15 protein-coding genes, 1 tRNA gene and 1 riboswitch are annotated in these 16,698 nt (G+C 31.9%); of the genes, 3 read left to right on the top strand and 13 right to left on the bottom strand.

Features of this window, described 5'->3' with window-relative positions; translation table 11 throughout:
- Window positions 1-117: 117 nt before the first annotated feature.
- Window positions 118-307, top strand: a riboswitch (Lysine riboswitch).
- Window positions 308-430: 123 nt separating this feature from the next.
- Complete coding sequence (gene lysA / locus M663_RS0107690; protein ID WP_004400501.1) at window positions 431-1,768, top strand: diaminopimelate decarboxylase; 1,338 nt, start codon at window positions 431-433, stop codon at window positions 1,766-1,768.
- A gap of 29 nt (window positions 1,769-1,797) precedes the next feature.
- Here lysA and M663_RS0107685 read toward each other — a convergent pair whose 3' ends face one another.
- Complete coding sequence (locus M663_RS0107685) at window positions 1,798-2,400, bottom strand: 50S ribosomal protein L25/general stress protein Ctc (protein ID WP_029688513.1); 603 nt, start codon at window positions 2,398-2,400, stop codon at window positions 1,798-1,800.
- Window positions 2,401-2,517: 117 nt separating this feature from the next.
- Between M663_RS0107685 and M663_RS0107680 the strand changes: the two genes are divergently transcribed.
- Window positions 2,518-2,593 (top strand) — tRNA-Arg (locus M663_RS0107680).
- Between the two features lie 10 nt (window positions 2,594-2,603).
- On the opposite strand, the gene M663_RS0107675 is transcribed toward M663_RS0107680, so the two are convergent.
- The 6 genes from M663_RS0107675 to M663_RS0107650 all read right to left on the bottom strand — a co-directional run bounded on the left by M663_RS0107675 (window position 2,604) and on the right by M663_RS0107650 (window position 7,744).
- Window positions 2,604-3,284, bottom strand: coding sequence for an HAD family phosphatase (locus M663_RS0107675; RefSeq protein ID WP_029688512.1), 681 nt, complete (start codon window positions 3,282-3,284; stop codon window positions 2,604-2,606).
- A gap of 125 nt (window positions 3,285-3,409) precedes the next feature.
- Window positions 3,410-3,817, bottom strand: a complete 408-nt coding sequence (locus M663_RS0107670) for a nucleotidyltransferase substrate binding protein (RefSeq protein WP_029688511.1) — start codon at window positions 3,815-3,817, stop codon at window positions 3,410-3,412.
- Entirely contained in the window at window positions 3,786-4,142 is a 357-nt protein-coding gene (locus M663_RS0107665; protein WP_029688510.1) for a nucleotidyltransferase domain-containing protein, read from the bottom strand. Before M663_RS0107665 ends, M663_RS0107670 begins: the two co-directional genes overlap by 32 nt.
- An 18-nt stretch (window positions 4,143-4,160) precedes the next feature.
- Window positions 4,161-4,667 (bottom strand): hypothetical protein, encoded by a 507-nt coding sequence (locus M663_RS0107660; RefSeq protein ID WP_029688509.1) that lies wholly within the window; start codon window positions 4,665-4,667, stop codon window positions 4,161-4,163.
- Between the two features lie 118 nt (window positions 4,668-4,785).
- Window positions 4,786-6,540, bottom strand: coding sequence for a cell division protein FtsA (locus M663_RS0107655; RefSeq protein ID WP_029688508.1), 1,755 nt, complete (start codon window positions 6,538-6,540; stop codon window positions 4,786-4,788).
- A 220-nt stretch (window positions 6,541-6,760) separates the two neighbouring features.
- Entirely contained in the window at window positions 6,761-7,744 is a 984-nt protein-coding gene (locus tag M663_RS0107650) for an acyl-CoA dehydratase activase (protein ID WP_029688507.1), read from the bottom strand.
- Between the two features lie 132 nt (window positions 7,745-7,876).
- On the opposite strand from M663_RS0107650, the gene M663_RS0107645 reads away from it, so the two are divergent.
- Complete coding sequence (locus tag M663_RS0107645) at window positions 7,877-9,409, top strand: AAA family ATPase (RefSeq protein ID WP_029688506.1); 1,533 nt, start codon at window positions 7,877-7,879, stop codon at window positions 9,407-9,409.
- A 13-nt stretch (window positions 9,410-9,422) separates the two neighbouring features.
- On the opposite strand, the gene M663_RS0107640 is transcribed toward M663_RS0107645, so the two are convergent.
- The 6 genes from M663_RS0107640 to M663_RS0107615 form a co-directional block, all read right to left on the bottom strand.
- Window positions 9,423-10,124, bottom strand: coding sequence for a TIGR01906 family membrane protein (locus M663_RS0107640; protein WP_029688505.1), 702 nt, complete (start codon window positions 10,122-10,124; stop codon window positions 9,423-9,425).
- Window positions 10,114-11,610: a hypothetical protein gene (locus tag M663_RS0107635; RefSeq protein WP_029688504.1), complete on the bottom strand. Its 1,497-nt coding sequence runs from the start codon at window positions 11,608-11,610 to the stop codon at window positions 10,114-10,116. The genes M663_RS0107640 and M663_RS0107635 overlap by 11 nt, the downstream gene beginning before the upstream one ends.
- 11 nt (window positions 11,611-11,621) lie before the next feature.
- A complete protein-coding gene (locus tag M663_RS0107630; protein ID WP_029688503.1) occupies window positions 11,622-12,572 on the bottom strand; it encodes a hypothetical protein in 951 nt (316 codons plus the stop codon).
- A 12-nt stretch (window positions 12,573-12,584) separates the two neighbouring features.
- Window positions 12,585-14,162 (bottom strand): hypothetical protein, encoded by a 1,578-nt coding sequence (locus tag M663_RS0107625; RefSeq protein ID WP_029688502.1) that lies wholly within the window; start codon window positions 14,160-14,162, stop codon window positions 12,585-12,587.
- Complete coding sequence (locus M663_RS0107620) at window positions 14,152-15,732, bottom strand: Hsp70 family protein (RefSeq protein ID WP_029688501.1); 1,581 nt, start codon at window positions 15,730-15,732, stop codon at window positions 14,152-14,154. The genes M663_RS0107625 and M663_RS0107620 overlap by 11 nt, the downstream gene beginning before the upstream one ends.
- Before the next feature lie 10 nt (window positions 15,733-15,742).
- On the bottom strand, window positions 15,743-16,698 hold a 956-nt coding region (locus M663_RS0107615), incomplete at its 5' end, for an MBL fold metallo-hydrolase (RefSeq protein WP_029688500.1).

The raw sequence follows: 16,698 nt of genomic DNA, 5'->3' as shown, positions 1-16,698 counted from the left end.
AAAAAATTATAAAAAAAGGTACAAAGCAAAAAACATTTTTTGAAAATCTATTGACAGCTGTTTTCATAAATGATATTATAATAAAAAAATTGAATAACAATACCTCATCTTCTTGGAAGGTGAGGTAGAGGCGCGGGTCATCAAGAGTAGTATACCAGAGGTATTTAAGGGCCGATGAAGGTATATGAAAGGGATGCTCGCCGAAGCGCGTAAATTCCTTAAAGTTTACGCAGCTGGGCCTATGCCGAATAGGTATAGGACTGTCACTGGAGGTTTCCCGAGCCTTCAGTGAAGAGCTATCTCGCTATAGGGGGAAGGAGGTATTACCATGTCTATGTGCAAAATAGGCAGCTGAGGTAATACTTAGCTGTATTTTATTTTGTTTTTTAGTTTCATAATTTAAATTATTAAAGTAAATGAGGTTGATAGAATGTTGCATGGGACAATGAAAATAAATTCAAAGGGTCATTTGGAAATAGGTGGTTGCGATACTGTAACTCTTGCAAAAAAGTTTGGTACACCGCTTTATGTAATAGATGAAGAGCTCTTAAGACAAAATTGTAGAGCATTTTACAATGGCTTTAAAAAAGATTATCCAGGAAATGAAGTGATTTATGCCAGCAAAGCTTTCATGACAATGGCAATATGCAAAATAATTGAAGAAGAAAACTTGGGTCTTGATGTCGTTTCTGGTGGAGAACTATATACTGCGTTAAAAGCAGGATTCCCTGCTGAAAAAATATACTTTCACGGCAACAATAAATCGAAAGAAGAACTTATAATGGCATTAGAAAATAACATTGGGAGAATCATTGTAGATAATTGGTTTGAACTAAATATGTTAAATGACTTGGCAAAAAAGATGAATAAAGTTCCTAATATTTATATAAGAGTATCTCCTGGTGTAGAAGCTCATACTCACCAATATGTAAAAACAGGACAAATAGATTCAAAATTTGGCTTCCCTCTTTTTAATGGAGACGCAATGAGAGCCATAGAATATGCTTTAACTTTGGAAAATGTAAATATAGTAGGTCTACATTCTCATATCGGTTCTCAGATTTTTGATGCAGAATCTTATAAAGCTGAAATAGAAATTATGATGAATTTCTTAAAATTAGTAAAAGAATTTTTAGGTTGGGAAGTAGGGGAACTAGATTTAGGTGGAGGTTTTGGAATAGCATATGTAGAAGAGGACGATCCCCAGCCAATCGAACAAATAGCACAAGAAATAATGCAAGCAGTAAAGGAATATTCCGTTGCTTTAAATATAAAAATGCCAAACATAATTGTAGAGCCAGGTCGTTCTATAATAGGAAATGCTGGAACTACTCTTTACACAGTAGGAGCAATTAAAGACATACCAGGTGTTAGAAAATACGTAGCAGTAGATGGAGGAATGTCTGATAATATACGTACCGCTTTATATGGAGCAAAATATGATGCTATTGTAGCTAATAAAGCTAAGAATATAAAATCAGAAAAAGTATCAATAGCAGGAAAGCTTTGCGAATCAGGTGATATGCTAATTTGGGATATTACCCTACCTAAAATTGAAGAAGGAGATATTTTAGCAGTGCTGTGTACAGGTGCTTACAATTATTCGATGGCCAGCAATTATAACAGGTTACCTCGTCCTGCTGCAGTACTCGTATCTAATGGTCAGGCTGACATAATCGTTGCGCGAGAAACTTATGAAGACTTAATCCGAAATGATATAATCCCAGAAAGGCTAACCAATGAAAAAAGAAAAATCGCTAATTACTAAAAAAAGAGAGGTATAACCTCTCTTTTTTGTTATTCATTTTCTTTTGCTGTTTCAGCCTCTTCTTCTGCCTCTTCTTCACTTTCTCTAGGTGCCAATACAGAAACTACAACCTCATCAGGATCATCTACAACTTTTACTCCATCTGGAACTTGTATGTCTTTTACAAAAAGTGTATCTCCACTCTCTAAATTGCTTAAATCCACAACAATTTCTTGAGGGATTTTGTCAGGTAAGCTTTCCACTGTCAACTCCCAAAGTTGATGCTGTACAATTCCACCCCTGCTTTCAATAAGGCCTATTCCTTCAAACTTTAACGGAACCGTAGCTTCTATTTCTTCATACATTGATACTCTTTGGAAATCCACATGAATTATTTTCCCTTTCAAGGTATCTTCTTGAATCTCTTTAATAACCGCATTATGAGTAGAACCATCCACAATCACATTGAGGAGGACATTCCTTCCATGTTTTTGTAGCAACCTTTGAAGCGCGTTATATTCAACTGCCAAAGGAATGCTCTCCGTCATATCCTTACCATATAAAATGGCAGGAATATAACCTTGATTTTTCAAACGGCGAGCTACATTTTTACCAGTATCTCTTTTTATAGCTTCGATACTGATTGCTTGCATCTGTCACTCCTCCTTTTGTTTATTGTTTCCAAATATTATTTTACCACTACGTTTAATAAATATCAAATTCATTTGACAGGTTAATTTTTTCATAGTAAACTTTTATGTGTAAAGTGTGCGCCTGTAGCTCAGTGGATAGAGCGTTCGGCTCCGGACCGAGAGGTCGCAGGTTCAATTCCTGTCAGGCGCACCATTTATTTTTATTAGTTTTTAACAACATCTTCCGCATTGTTTAATTCATCTATAATTTCTAATAATTCTTCTCCCAAAGAATCTATAATAAAATCAGCTTCTGATAAGTCCTGATTTCCGGAATTAGGATTTTTAAAACCTATCACTTTCATCCCTGCTTTTTTAGCACCATGAACTCCATTGTATGAATCCTCAATTACAACACACTCATGAGGTTTTACTTTTAATTTGTCTGCTGCATATAAAAATATATCTGGGGCTGGTTTGCTATTTTTTACATAGTCTCCAGATACAAGCACCTCAAAACAGTTATCAATTCCCAACTTTTTCACAACTAATTCTATCACATCTATAGGAGAGGAAGAAGCAACAGCTAATCTATACTCTTTCTCAAAAAGCTTTTTTACCGTCTCTGTTATACCTTCTATAGGAATTATTTCGCCTGTTTTCAAGACATGTTCTAAATACCTTTTTCTATCTATTTCTACAAGCTCTTCTACGCTTTGAGAAAGATTAAATTTTTCTTTAACCTTCCTCCACATATAATAAGAAGAAGTCCCCACAAATGTCAAATGTTCGTCTTCACTTATCTCTACTCCTAAACTTTTGAATAATTCCTCTTCTAATTTAATGTGTATTGGCTCACTGTCAATAATTACACCGTCCATGTCAAAAATAATTGCTTTAATCATTTCATCAACTCCTTATGAATTTATTAGATATCTCTTTCTATTTTCAAGTAATCCACTTTAAATCATTTTCTTTTGATGTTCTTTTTTGGAATTACTATCCATATAATACTTCCTTTTTATAAATCTTACTTATTTTCTCTCTTAATGATCATTCCGAATTTTCTTTTTAAATCTTCAAGATATTTTAAATGCTTATCCTTTATATTGTTATAAATCTCTAAAGATAATTTTTTATCGTAAATATGTGAAGTTTTATTTCTATCCATTAACATATCTATCCAAGCTTCTCCATTATCTATTAAATGATTTTCATAAGCTGCCCTGATAACACTTCTCGGACTGTTTACTTCAATCCCTTCATAAGCAAGATAATCTTTCATAAGTTTCCACGCTAATTCAAAAGTAAATTCAAATCTTTGTATTACCCCATCAATAATTATCTCATTCTCTATCTCGATATCAAAGGCTTCTTTTAAACGCATAAAAGCATTTTTAAAATCTTCAAATCTCTGAAGTAATCTTTTTTCTATCATATACCTCTACTCCATCCTTCAATATGTTTTTTTTTAATTCCTCTTTCGCAATACTTTTAAAACTTACTACATCAAAGTCAAGAGGAGTATTTAATTCTCTTAAATCAAATTCTAAAAGATTTATCTCTGTATGTGTTATTTCATCTCCAAAAATACAAATATCAATATCCGACGTTTTTTTAAAGTCTCCCCGACCTCTGGAACCAAAAATAACTGCTTTTTCAACACTTGTATATTTTGATATCACCTTTATTATTTCTTTCAATAGTGTGACAGACAATCCTGTTTTCTTACTAATATCTAGAAATTCTAATTCTTCTTTCATATCCCAAACCTCTCAATATTATCTAAAAAGCTTCCTTGGTATATACCTTGCTATCGCTTCCAACATTTTTTCATTTGGCTCAAAAAATAGCAAAGTTTTTACTCCCCCATTTTCAAACACTGCAAAATACACATCAGGAGAAGACATAGAACTTACCGCTTCAATTCGATTTTTAATAGCTTTTATGTCTTCTGTGAGCTTGTCACTATTAACCTTTGCCATAACTTCAAAATCTCTGCAGTCAACGCTTATAACATGTTTCCTTCTTTTTTGGTCAATTATTTTGTCTACATCCAATTCACTGTTTGTAAGTGAATATTCAAACTCAATATTTCTCGACCTTATTAAGTAATACGCTAAATAGCCAAACAAAAACAAAAAGAAAATCAAGAAATTTCTAACTATTGGTATAAAAGGTATCACGCCAAACACAATAATTAATGCAGCTACTACAACACCAATACTAAATAGAGTATCCTTCGAAGTTTTTTGTTTTTTGACTAATCTTTCGATAAATACATCCATTCTTTTTTCACCTCTCCCTTAATTATATCAGCAATGTCAAAATTCCACAACTTTATATATTTAAAAGCGAATAAAATTAAAGTCTCCACCCTTTTAAAAGTGGAGACTTCACCTACTTTTATATTTCAATTTCAATATTATCTCCTGGCTTCAATATATCTGTATAGGAGGCACGCCTTCCATTAAGTTTCATTTCTGGCACTTTATTATTATCCAGTTTCAAATCTATAAAATTAAATACGTCTACAAACAGATACTCTTCTTTCCCCTTTAACACTACTTCTTTCCCATTTACTGTTACAACAAAACTTGTTAAATCTTCTTTTATAACTATCTCATCCCCATTTTTTATAACATAATTTTGGTCCACTTTTGAATCATTTACAAAAATTATTTTCCCTTTTTGCTGCTTTAGTAGTTCACCAGCAGTTATTGTAGCATCTTGCCCTTTTTGACCTTTTATAATTGTTATTTCGTCTCCATCCTTTATAGGAGTTTTTAAATTTGCTAATGAATCATTTACATATATTTTGGGAGGTGTTCCTTCTTCACCTTTAACAACGATTTTTTGGCCGTTAAGATTGAAAACTAAATCTTTGCCATTTTGTACAATTAAATTTTTAGAGTCATAGTTTATAGCAACTAAAGCATCCATTACCGTGGGATTTTTTATGTTAAAAATCTTTATTGTTTCATTGTCAATAGAAACTTTTATAAAGTCCTTTCTCTTATTTATCATTGCAGAGTAAGCTATTCCTATTGGAGTTATGCTTTCAGGGCCTTTTAACGTCTTCCCTTTGTAATCTAAAATTTCTACTGATTTTATATCTCGTACAGATACTCTTTTTATAGGTAAATTCAATATAGATGCTATTTCTTCAGGCAAATTAGGAAGATTACTACTGCCACCAACTAAAAATACCGCAGAAGGGCTTTTACCATTATATTTTATAATTTCGTTGCATATCTTTTGCGCCAAAACTTTAACTTGTGGCGCTATAATTTCCATTACTTCTTCTTTTGTTATTTTGTGCGCTATATTTAACACGTCTTTAAATTTGATTTCTTTTTTTGTGCTTTTTTTTATTTTCTCAGCAGTATTAAAATCGGTGAGGAAATGGGTAGCAATTGATTCAGTAATTTCATCACCGGCATAAGGCACCATAGAATATGCTATTATGTTTCCTTCTTTTGATATAGCAATATCAGAAGTACCTGCTCCTATATCTACAAGAGCTATATTCAACATCCGAATTTCAGGTGGAATTGCCACATTTATTGCTGCTATAGGCTCTAACGTGATATATGAAACTTCCAACCCAGCTTTTTTTATTGCAGCATAGAGCCCTTCTACTACATCGTAAGGAAGAAAAGTAGCTAAAATTTCTACTGCTATTTCACGGCCTTTATGTCCTTTTAAATTGGTAATAGGAAAACTATTTAAGTAATAATTGGATACTGTATAACCAACGGTATGATATTTTGTAACCCCTGATTGAGAAACAATGGAATTTTGTGCAATCTCAAGAGCTTCCAACTCGAGATTGTCTATATCTTCCACCGATATTTCGTGCTCTTCATCAATATTTTTTTCCGCTCTCGCAGATTGAGTTTTTAAAGACCTTCCCGCCGCCGCAATACATACTTCTGTCAATTTTATATTTAAAGAGTCTTCAAGCCTTCTCTTTATTTTTTCAACAACATTAGCAACTTTATCTATATCATGAACTTGCCCATCAAACATTGCCCTACTTTCATGTTCCATCTGTTCAACAGCAAGTACTTGTAATTTCCCATTATTTTCAATGCCTACTATTCCTACAACTACCCTTGTCCCAATGTCAAGAGCAAAAATAATATCACGGTTATCCATCATTTAACCCCCGAAATTATTACTTTATAATTTTATTATACAATTTTACATATTATTTCGGAAGAGTTTTTAGTAAGTTTAATATAGATTAACATTTTTAACAGCAGGATTACGTAAAAGGAATTATAAGGCATGCAGTTGGCATAGATAATAATTGGAAATGGGACATATATAAAAAAATAAGGTTTAAAATTGGGAGGCTTATATTGCCTCCCATTAATCAACTAGCTGTATTTGCATGTACTTTCTTGCTAGTGCTGTTAGACCACCTGCCACACTTATCTCCCCATCTTGAAATTACCTCATCTCCTTGTATGAACTCTACGACTTCGCATCGATTTGGGCAAGCAGTACACTCAAAACCTACTGCTCTATATTTAAAGTCACTTACCTCAAAGCCTTTAAAGAAAGTATATCCTTTTTCTTTTACTGCTTCTTTTGCCAATATTGCTGATCCGATGGCTCCCATTACGCCGTAATGTTCAGGCACATATACTTTCATTCCTAATGCCTTTTCAAAGGCTGCCTTTATTCCTTTATTAGCAGCAACACCACCTTGAAACACTATTGGCTCTTTTATTTCTTTTCCCTTCCCTACATTATTTAGATAATTTCTAACAAGGGCATCACACAAGCCACTTATTATGTCAGGAAGAGCATATCCCATCTGCTGCTTATGAATCATGTCAGACTCCGCAAAAACACCACATCTACCCGCAATTCTGACAGGACTTTTAGATTGTAAAGCTATGTCTCCAAACTGTTCGATGGGAATATTTAACCGGTATGCTTGCTGGTCAAGAAAAGAACCGGTACCTGCTGCACAGACTGTATTCATTGCAAAATCTACTACTACCCCATCTCTTAAAATTATGATCTTTGAGTCTTGTCCCCCTATTTCAATTACAGTTCTGACATCCTTTATTACATTGGAAGCTGCCACGGCATGAGCAGTAATTTCATTCTTGACAATGTCTGCCCCCACCATTAAGCCAGTCAATTGCCTTGCACTCCCTGTGGTGCCTACTCCTTTAATAACCATATCTCCTATTTTATTTTTTATCTCACGAAGAGCATTTTGAACTGCTTTAATAGGTTGGCCCTGTGTCCTTATGTAAACAGAATCTACTACTCTATTATTCTCATCAATTACTGCAATATTTGTACTAACAGAACCTACGTCTATCCCCATGTAACCTTTCATATCTAACCTCCTAATTGTTCATTTATTTTACATTTTTGCCTTTAAAATCATTTTTTATACTCTTGCAATTAACGAATAAATTGCATTAATAAGCAAAAACTACATTCAGAATAAAAGTGGGGGCGAGAAATTATGAAAAAGAATTTGCACATTATTATTTTGGCGCTTTCTATCTTTATAAATTTGCTTTTTATTTACATTTTTATCTCAGAAGTAAAACCAAATCTAAATCTCAACCTTTCTTTTATCTTGACAGCAGCAGTAATTGTTGTAACCTACCTACTATTTAAAAATAAATTTTCGGAGCTCATGCCTGTAAACTATAACAATATCACTGAGACAAATGAAGATGCCAGTCATCGAAAAAACAATATCACTTTTAAGGATGTGGCGGGCTTAGATGAAGTGATCGATGAATTAAAAGTTATAATCGACTTTATGACAAATACAGAAAAGTACAACAAAATGGGAGCAAAAATTCCCAAAGGTATATTATTTTACGGACCACCAGGTACAGGAAAAACTCTTTTGGCTACGGCATTAGCTGGTGAAACTAATTCTACTTTTATCAGTGCTTCCGGTTCAGAATTTGTAGAGAAATATGTAGGAGTAGGGGCAAGTCGCATAAGATCTCTTTTCGCAAAAGCAAAAAAAAGCGCTCCCAGTATTATTTTTATAGATGAGATAGATGCTGTAGGAACAAAGAGAAACACCGATAACAATTCAGAAAAAGATCAAACTTTAAATCAACTATTGGTAGAAATGGATGGTTTTAATAGCAACGAAGGAATTATAGTCATAGGAGCAACTAATAGAATTGACATGTTAGATGAGGCCTTACTAAGGCCCGGAAGATTCGATAGAACCATACACATTGGAGCACCTAATATGAAAGCAAGGTTGGAAATATTAAATGTACATACCCGCAATAAACCTCTTGACGAAACTATATCTTTAAGTGAATTAGCACGAAAAACTCACGGTATGACAGGCGCACATCTGGCTACTATGTGTAACGAAGCAGCAATACTGGCTGTGATGAAAAGTAAAAGTAAAATTGGAAAGGAAGAATTTGAAGAAGCATTAGAACGCGTAATTGCAGGCCTTAAAAAGAAAAATCCTTCTGTATTAGAAAAAGAGCGAACAATTGCTGCGTATCATGAAGCGGGTCATGCTCTAATTGGAAAAATTTTAAACGTAAATACTATAGAAAAAATTTCAATCGTCCCTCGAGGTGAAGCATTAGGATATGTATTAAACTTTCCAAAAGAAGATGCCTTTTTACTAACAAAAACAGAATTAAAAAATAAAATAACCATGCTTTTAGGAGGTAGAGCTTCTGAGGAAATAATATTCAATGAAATCTCAACAGGAGCCGAAAATGACTTAAAAGAAGCTACAAAAATTGCCTATCAGATGGTTTGCAATTATGGAATGAGTGAATTGGGAAACAGGGTTTTTGACTTACACATGTTAAAATCCACAGAAATTGTCGATAAAGAAATTGACAAAATTATAAATAGCTGTTATATACTTGCCAAAAAAATATTGCTAGAAAATAAACATAAAGTTATTGCAATAGCCGAAAAGCTTTTAGAAAAAGAATCAATTACAAAAGAAGAATTAGAAGCATTATGGGAAGAAGAAAATACTTTATGCGTATGACAAAAAAGCCTATTTAAAAAACAGGCTTTTTTGTCATTTTTAGTATCCCATATACTATAGCAAGTATAACTATAAAAGTAAAAAAAGCATTTCTGAAAATTACAAACACAGCATCTTGAAAAAATTCTAAAGGAAACATTTGTATAAGTCTATCTGTTTCGGCGTTTAATTGCCATAAATCATTGTCAAAAAATAAAAGGTGAAAACCAGTAAACCAATTATCAAAATTCAAAGTCACCGTCAACGCAAAAGCCAACAGTAGAATTATTATAAATATTGTACCTTTTAAAAGATAATCGAAGGCTTTATAAAAGGATTTTACAAAAAGAAAGTATGTAAAAATGAGTATAAAAACTATTATCGATATATTTCTTGTTAAAAAACCCATTTGAAACAAATCTTTTACATCTTTCATATGAGCTAATTCTCTATCATTAAACATTCTCTGCATACTGCCATTAATTTTTACCATTACATCTAAAGTTTCTTCTTTGTCCATTAAATACCTCTGCATTATCTGGGTTACTTTCATAAGTTCATCAATATTCATGCCTGTTACTGACATTACATTATTTTTTTCGTATTCCTCTTTATAAAAATTACCGTTAAAAGCCACATATTGCAAACTAGTAAGAAAAACAGCCAAAAACAGTGAAACCACCATGCCACTACTAAGAAAGGTATGAATAATTTTCCTCACCATTTTAAATAACATCCTTTGCACCTTTTATAATAGCTTCATAAAAATTTTTTTGGTTTTTTAAATCCTTGTAAAGCTCTATTTTTTTCTTTACTGTATGCATAAAAGATAATTTTCTACTCTGTGAATTGTCAAGCTCAATGGAGTTTTTTATATAATGCAAGACTTCTTTTTCAAAATTCTGAGGCACAGGAATAATTCCCATAAGTCTTCTCAATCTCGCTTTTCTATACTCATTTTTCATGTTCCTTGAAATATCTTCAATTAAAGAAATGACATTTTTTATTTCGCCTTTTATCAGAGCCATATCTATAGATTCTTCCTCTATTTGACCATCCTCGAGTACTATTTCACTGGTATCATTTAACAAGTTTTCATACTCTGAAAGCGTTTCAATGTCTTCTAATATACCCTCATCTATAATTTCCATAATGTCCAGATCAGAATAATCAATTTCTCCTAATAGTAAATTATACCTATACAATTCAAAATACCAATTGGAAATTACATTATCACAGGTTTTGATATTTTTTTCTATTTCTTTGTAATCTAAAGAACCTTTATTTAATTTAACATAAAAATCTATATACTCCCCAATAAAAGGCTCTTTTTTAAATAAAGTTTCAAATTTATTTTCTGACAAAAATACTATCAATAGTCTATTTATAATTTTTAAAACAGAAAAAGAAACCTCTCTTAGACTTTGAATACTTTTTATTAACTCTACACTTTTTTTAAAGTACGCGTCTACTTCTTCCCAAGTCATTTCTTTAAAATCCAGCGACTGTAAGTACTCAATTTTCTTAGCAATAAGAGGGAAAAATTCGCCGTAGCCTTCTATTAATTTTCCATAAAAATTTTCCTCTATATCTATTACATTTTCCAAAAAAGCTTCATAATTTGGATAATCCTTCTCCAATCCCTTTGTTAAATATTCATAAAAGCGTTTTTTAGACATAGCAAAAGGAATGCTGGATATTATTTCTTTTATCCTTTCTTCTTTTTCCTCTTCAACCTCATTTATAAAATTAATAACACTTTCGTAAAATTCTTCCTCATCTATCAATTCTTCAGAAAAGAAATCTCTTATTCTATCACTTACCACTTCGTTAACATATCTCGATTCTACATAATACCCATACAAAACATCTATAGCATTTTCAAAATACTCTTTATATTTTCTAATCGTCTTTTCTACATTTTCTTTCATTTTTTCTTCCATAAGGCTGAAATATTTTGTATTATTTGCTATATTCTTAACAACCTCCAAAATGTTTTGTGTTTCTTTATCCAAATATGCCAAAGCATTTGCCACATTCTTTTTTCTAAATAGTACATGGTATAAATACACCGTCTCATTAAAAAGCTCCAAAATGCTAATTATTTGTACTATTTCTTTTTGTTTTTTTATTATTCTTTTTAACAACAAAGAAATCTCATTTGGTGTCTTCGGAATTTTATTGAGTTGTTCCCGCAATTCTCTTACTTCATCTTGTTGCATTGTTACACCTCTCAGTCAATTATCTTTAACATTCGCGACAGGTCTTCTACTAAAGAATACTCTTGTTCTTCCTTAGTTACAGCCAGTTGAGCTACAGTGTTGGCAAGCAAAAAATTTGTTTTCTCTTCTATATTAGTCAAAATTTCTTTTATTTCAAGCAAAACATTGTTAAAATCTATCTTTTGCTGTTGGATTTCTACTAGCAATCTATTCACGGAAATTTTTAAATTTTCGGCTTGTCTTTCTTTTGATGAAGCATTTTCAATAATCTTGTTCATTCTTTTTTCAAACTCTAATCCAATTTTTTCTATTCTCTCCTCTAACATTTCTTTTTCCTTTTCTAACTGTGAAATTTTATTTTTATAGCTTAAAATTTCTCCTTCTTGCTCTTTTATTTTTTCAGTAAGCCTTTCTATCTCCATTATATTCTTTTTTTCCTGCAGAATCAATTTTTCCTGTAATTTTTCAATCTCTTTCAATAGTTTTTTGTTGATTTTTACTGATTTATCACTACCCTCTTGCCCATCAATATTTTTTTCTATTTTTTCTTTTTCCCCTTCAATTAAATTTGATAAGTCCTGTAATATTTTTTTATAACTCTCACCTTTGGAAAATAGAAGAGCAGAAAAAATAACTTCTGGCTTATATAAACTCAAAAGCTCTGGTACTTTCTCCTCTATTTTTTCAAGAGTCAAAAGCTGTATCTGCTTCGCCAAATCTTCGTAAATTTTTTCCCATTCTTTTATAAACATTTTCTCATCTATATTCCCTTTCAAAATCTCTTCTCTGAGAATTGGAATTATCTTTTTAGGTGGAGAAGCACTTTCTATTAATCGAAAACCAGCCAACTTTTTCTGTAAATTAGTATTTTTTTTGAAAGGTTTTATAAGCACATCATAAGGGAGAGTAGATAAAAAAATATCTATATATTTCTTTTCTGTCACATTTTTAAATTCCAACATATTTTCACCTTCTCACATTTTAATGAGCTTGTCTGTTTTTTTATAGTTCTCTTCAATAATTTTTTGCGCTAAATATCTAATCCTAGGGCTCTCGCTTTCCATTGCATCCCTAAATATTTTTTCATCAATTATATTTTTCAATCCTTTGGCATTTTTACCTAAAATTTTATAAATCAAATACTGTATTTCCTCCTTTCCAGTATTTTTTAATTTTTGTACTAATTCTTTTGCTATTTCCTCGTCAAGATTGGTTTCTATTATTTTTAAAGCGTTTATACAAGCATAACCATCATCATTTTTAATAATATACTTTACACCTTCTGCAATTTGCCTATTTATGTCACTGTTTTTAAGCCCCCTCAATCTTTTAATTTCTTTTATTGCATTTAACAATTCATCTGCCGGAAAGCCTGGTTTTACAATGTAATAGAATAAATTACTTAGATATTTTAACTCTCCCAACTGAACCAAAGCCGAATAAACATTAATAGCCAAATAATTATTTTCTAAAAACTGTCTTATCAGAGGTTTTGCTTCTAATATTTGCAAATTTGCTAAAGAAGTAATAGCACAAGCCTTTAACTCTAACGATTGATTTTCTTCTTTCAAAATTTCCAACATTATATTTGCACATCTTTCGTCTTTCGTATATCCTAACCCAATCACTATATTCATTTTGTTTTCTATGTTAGGGTCATAATAAGCCTTAAGTAAATACTCTGTAGCAATACTTGTCCTCATTTTCCCTAATGTTATCGCAGCTTTTTGATTATATTTCTCCTCATATAGCAGATCTGCAATATGTTCAACGGCCTTTTCCTTTAAATTCGCTATAACATTAGAATATACAATATTCAAGCTGCTATTTTCATTCTCTAAATATCTTTCTATTATCTGCTTTAGTGCTTCATCTCCCAAGCCAGCAAGCTTTGTTAAAATTCTAAAAGCAAAATGTCTTTCTCTACTATTAAATCCATTAAGAGAATTAACCATATTCAATATATGAGGAATGCATTTTTTCTCTCCCAATTCTATAAGAGTTTCTGCTGCTATTTCCTTTAAATTATCATTTTCTAAAAGTAAAATTAACTGTTCATAAACCCTTATTTCTTTTATTTCTCTAAGCGTTTGAAGGACAAGTTTAATTTGTTCTTCCCATTCCCATTCTTGTAAAATAGTGATAAGAGCATCACGGGCCTCACCGCTGTTATTTGATATATTTTTGAGAATTCTTACCATTCTTTTAAAAACTTCTTCTTGTCTTAAATCCAAAGCCTTTGTACTATATACTATCATCTCAATTGGATTTTGCCCTTCTGATAAAATATTTCTCCCTAATTCAACAATGTATTTTTCTAAAGAAGTTAGGGCAGATTGGTTAAGAGTAGACAGCAATTGAATTTTTTCTCCAATAAGTTTTGCATTAGTTTCGCTAATATAATATTTAAATAGTTCTCTTTTAAAGTTTTTATCTTTATCTTTCAGCCTTTTTGCTCCCAAATATTCCATTCCATCATCCATCGCCTCTTTTGAAACATCTATAAAAAAATCTTTATTCTCCAAAAGCAACTCTTTCCACTCAATGCTCATAGTTTTCACTCTCCTCGCCAATAGCCACTTGAACTCTTTGCTCTGTAGAAGCTACTACCCATGCGCCCAAAGTCAAAATCCTATTTCTATCAAAACTTATTTTTAGAGAAATAGGTGTGCCGGGTTTTATTAACTTTGAAAAATTTAATTGGACGCTTTTTAAACGCTTCATCTTTGGATCCCATAAATTTTTCCCTGAAAATACATCCAAGCGCATACCCGTAGCATTAGTTACTCTTAAAATCTTGTCATACTCTCTTTCATAAGGTGCCTTTGTACCTTGTGAAACAATCAAAAAAGGCAATCCATTCTTTATATCAATGTATATATTGGAAGCCAAAACAGGCTCAATTTTGATATTGTTATTTCCTTTATCCAGTTTTTCGCTTAAATAGTGGTAGATTGCTGCTCCCCTCGCCACCGAAAACATAGGGTGTAAACTTATTAGAGCTTTTTTCATAAATAATTTTTCTATGACATTTCGCACAGGCTTATAATTGCTCATACCTCCTGTCAAAAGTACATCATCTATATCTTGAAGCATGAGCCCCGCCTTTTCCAATGTATCTAAAATAGGGTCTACGACATTATATCCCATGTTTCCTTCTTTAACCAATAAAGGTCTTATACACTCCTCATATTCCTTACTAGATATTTTAAACTTGTAAGGTTTCCCTCTTATAAAATTTTCTATAATATTTTCATATATTACTTCTTCCCCACCTGAAATACTAAAAAACTTTCTTGCCTTTTCTATCTCCCAAACCATTCTGTTATATACACGCCTTTTTTCATTTTCAATATCAAATAAATCCCCCATTTCCTTTGAATATTTTTCCAAAAGATAAATGCCCCCTATTAAATCAAAATTTATTCCTCCTACCAGAGTATGGGAAGAAATAGCTATTTCTTCTACAATGAAGTCATTATCCGTCATTTGGACTTCTAATATCGAGACATCACAAGTGCCTCCTCCCAAATCGAATACCAACATTTTTCTCGGTTGTGAAAAATCTAAATGTCTTTTGTTTTGTGGCAATTTCTTTTCAGTATTTATAAAATCAAGAAGTGCTGCTGTAGGCTCGGAAATAAAATAAGTATTTTGCTCATCAAATCCTGCCATTTTTGCAGCTTTTTTTGTCGCCCGAATTTGGTCGTGATTAAAAGATGCTGGCACAGTTATAACCGCATTTACTATTTCTTCGCCAATTTCCCTCTCCAAACTCTGTTTAGCTTCCTTTAATATTAAAGCTGCCACTTCTTCCGGTGAAAAAAGTTTTTTATCAATTTCCCAAAAATAACCTGGCGTTCCTATATAATTTTTACTGTTGTAAATAACTCTCTCCGGTTCCTTAGCTTTCATAGACTGTGCTATTTTGCCCACATACTGATTTCCACTTTCATCTACATATAAACAAGAAGGCAATATTTTATCATAAATATATTCATGGTCTTCATTAAACTGTCCAATATCTATGACCCGAGGCAGTAATTCCCCTTCTTGAGATATTTCCAAAATCGATGCAACCGTATTCGTAGTACCCAAATCTATTCCTACATATCTTTTCATAAACTCCCCCCTATTGAAGTTCTATTATTTCTCCTTCTTTTGGTGCAAAAACTTTTATTCCTTCAATTCTTTTTAAAATTGTTTCTATAGTTATTTCACTCTTACTTTCGTATCCCCTGTGAATTACAAAAACAGCAGATGGAGCCATCTTTATAACTGTTTCTAATAGGTCTACCATATTTGCATGATTTAACATTCCAATTTGATAATTTTTTAGCCCCTCAATTTCTCTATTATTAGTATCGAGATTCATAATACAGCCCTTTGAAAAATTTTTTATTTCAGAAGCATATATAAAAGATGCACTTCCCTCTTTTACGTCATTTGAACTGGCGAGAATCACGCAATTGCCTAGGGCTATTTCCTTTTTTATAAAATCTTTTCTATCAGTGTATAAAGTATTTTCAGCCGCATTTAGTATTCCATTCCCATATATGGGCCCAGCAAAATTTTCATATAATTTACTAAAATATGCTATATCTCCATCTACATACACATTAAAAGGAATATATGAAAAAGTTTTTCTAAAAAATAATAATAGGTCTTGCCCTTTACCAATAGCATATACAGGCAAAAGTATTCTCTCTTCATCTTTCAATAGTTTTTCTATCGACTTAAGTATCAATTTATCCTGTAAATACTTATTTTGGACACCAAAGTTATTGCCGTAACCATAAGTAGCTTCAGTTATTAAAATATCTACTTTTAAATTGGGAAGAAATCTAAGTCCTTTATTGCTTTCCACATCTTTTAATGTAAAATCACCTGTATAAAAAATTTTTATCCCCTCAATCTCAACATACACAGCTACAGCCCCTAAGACATGCCCCGCAGGAAATAACTTAAGTTTTACTTCTTTATTTTTTATTCTAAAACTACTTTCTTCTTCTGTATCAAAACTTATAATCTGACTGTCAAAATTTATAATCTCCTCTTCTATTTTTATCTCTAATCTTGTATGTCCCC

Source organism: Thermoanaerobacter sp. A7A (genome assembly GCF_000445185.1).
Classification (GTDB): Bacteria; Bacillota; Thermoanaerobacteria; order Thermoanaerobacterales; family Thermoanaerobacteraceae; genus Thermoanaerobacter.
The sequence above is the reverse complement of the archived record's forward strand: the minus strand, read 5'-3'. Positions and strand labels throughout refer to the sequence as shown.

What these genes read in the sequence shown, in the direction of transcription:
- lysA (WP_004400501.1), top strand. Translation starts at nt 431, where the DNA reads ATGTTGCATGGGACAATGAAAATAAATTCAAAGGGTCATTTGGAAATA.
- M663_RS0107685 (WP_029688513.1), bottom strand. Translation starts at nt 2,400, where the DNA reads ATGCAAGCAATCAGTATCGAAGCTATAAAAAGAGATACTGGTAAAAAT.
- M663_RS0107675 (WP_029688512.1), bottom strand. Translation starts at nt 3,284, where the DNA reads ATGATTAAAGCAATTATTTTTGACATGGACGGTGTAATTATTGACAGT.
- M663_RS0107670 (WP_029688511.1), bottom strand. Translation starts at nt 3,817, where the DNA reads ATGATAGAAAAAAGATTACTTCAGAGATTTGAAGATTTTAAAAATGCT.
- M663_RS0107665 (WP_029688510.1), bottom strand. Translation starts at nt 4,142, where the DNA reads ATGAAAGAAGAATTAGAATTTCTAGATATTAGTAAGAAAACAGGATTG.
- M663_RS0107660 (WP_029688509.1), bottom strand. Translation starts at nt 4,667, where the DNA reads ATGGATGTATTTATCGAAAGATTAGTCAAAAAACAAAAAACTTCGAAG.
- M663_RS0107655 (WP_029688508.1), bottom strand. Translation starts at nt 6,540, where the DNA reads ATGGATAACCGTGATATTATTTTTGCTCTTGACATTGGGACAAGGGTA.
- M663_RS0107650 (WP_029688507.1), bottom strand. Translation starts at nt 7,744, where the DNA reads ATGAAAGGTTACATGGGGATAGACGTAGGTTCTGTTAGTACAAATATT.
- M663_RS0107645 (WP_029688506.1), top strand. Translation starts at nt 7,877, where the DNA reads ATGAAAAAGAATTTGCACATTATTATTTTGGCGCTTTCTATCTTTATA.
- M663_RS0107640 (WP_029688505.1), bottom strand. Translation starts at nt 10,124, where the DNA reads ATGTTATTTAAAATGGTGAGGAAAATTATTCATACCTTTCTTAGTAGT.
- M663_RS0107635 (WP_029688504.1), bottom strand. Translation starts at nt 11,610, where the DNA reads ATGCAACAAGATGAAGTAAGAGAATTGCGGGAACAACTCAATAAAATT.
- M663_RS0107630 (WP_029688503.1), bottom strand. Translation starts at nt 12,572, where the DNA reads ATGTTGGAATTTAAAAATGTGACAGAAAAGAAATATATAGATATTTTT.
- M663_RS0107625 (WP_029688502.1), bottom strand. Translation starts at nt 14,162, where the DNA reads ATGAGCATTGAGTGGAAAGAGTTGCTTTTGGAGAATAAAGATTTTTTT.
- M663_RS0107620 (WP_029688501.1), bottom strand. Translation starts at nt 15,732, where the DNA reads ATGAAAAGATATGTAGGAATAGATTTGGGTACTACGAATACGGTTGCA.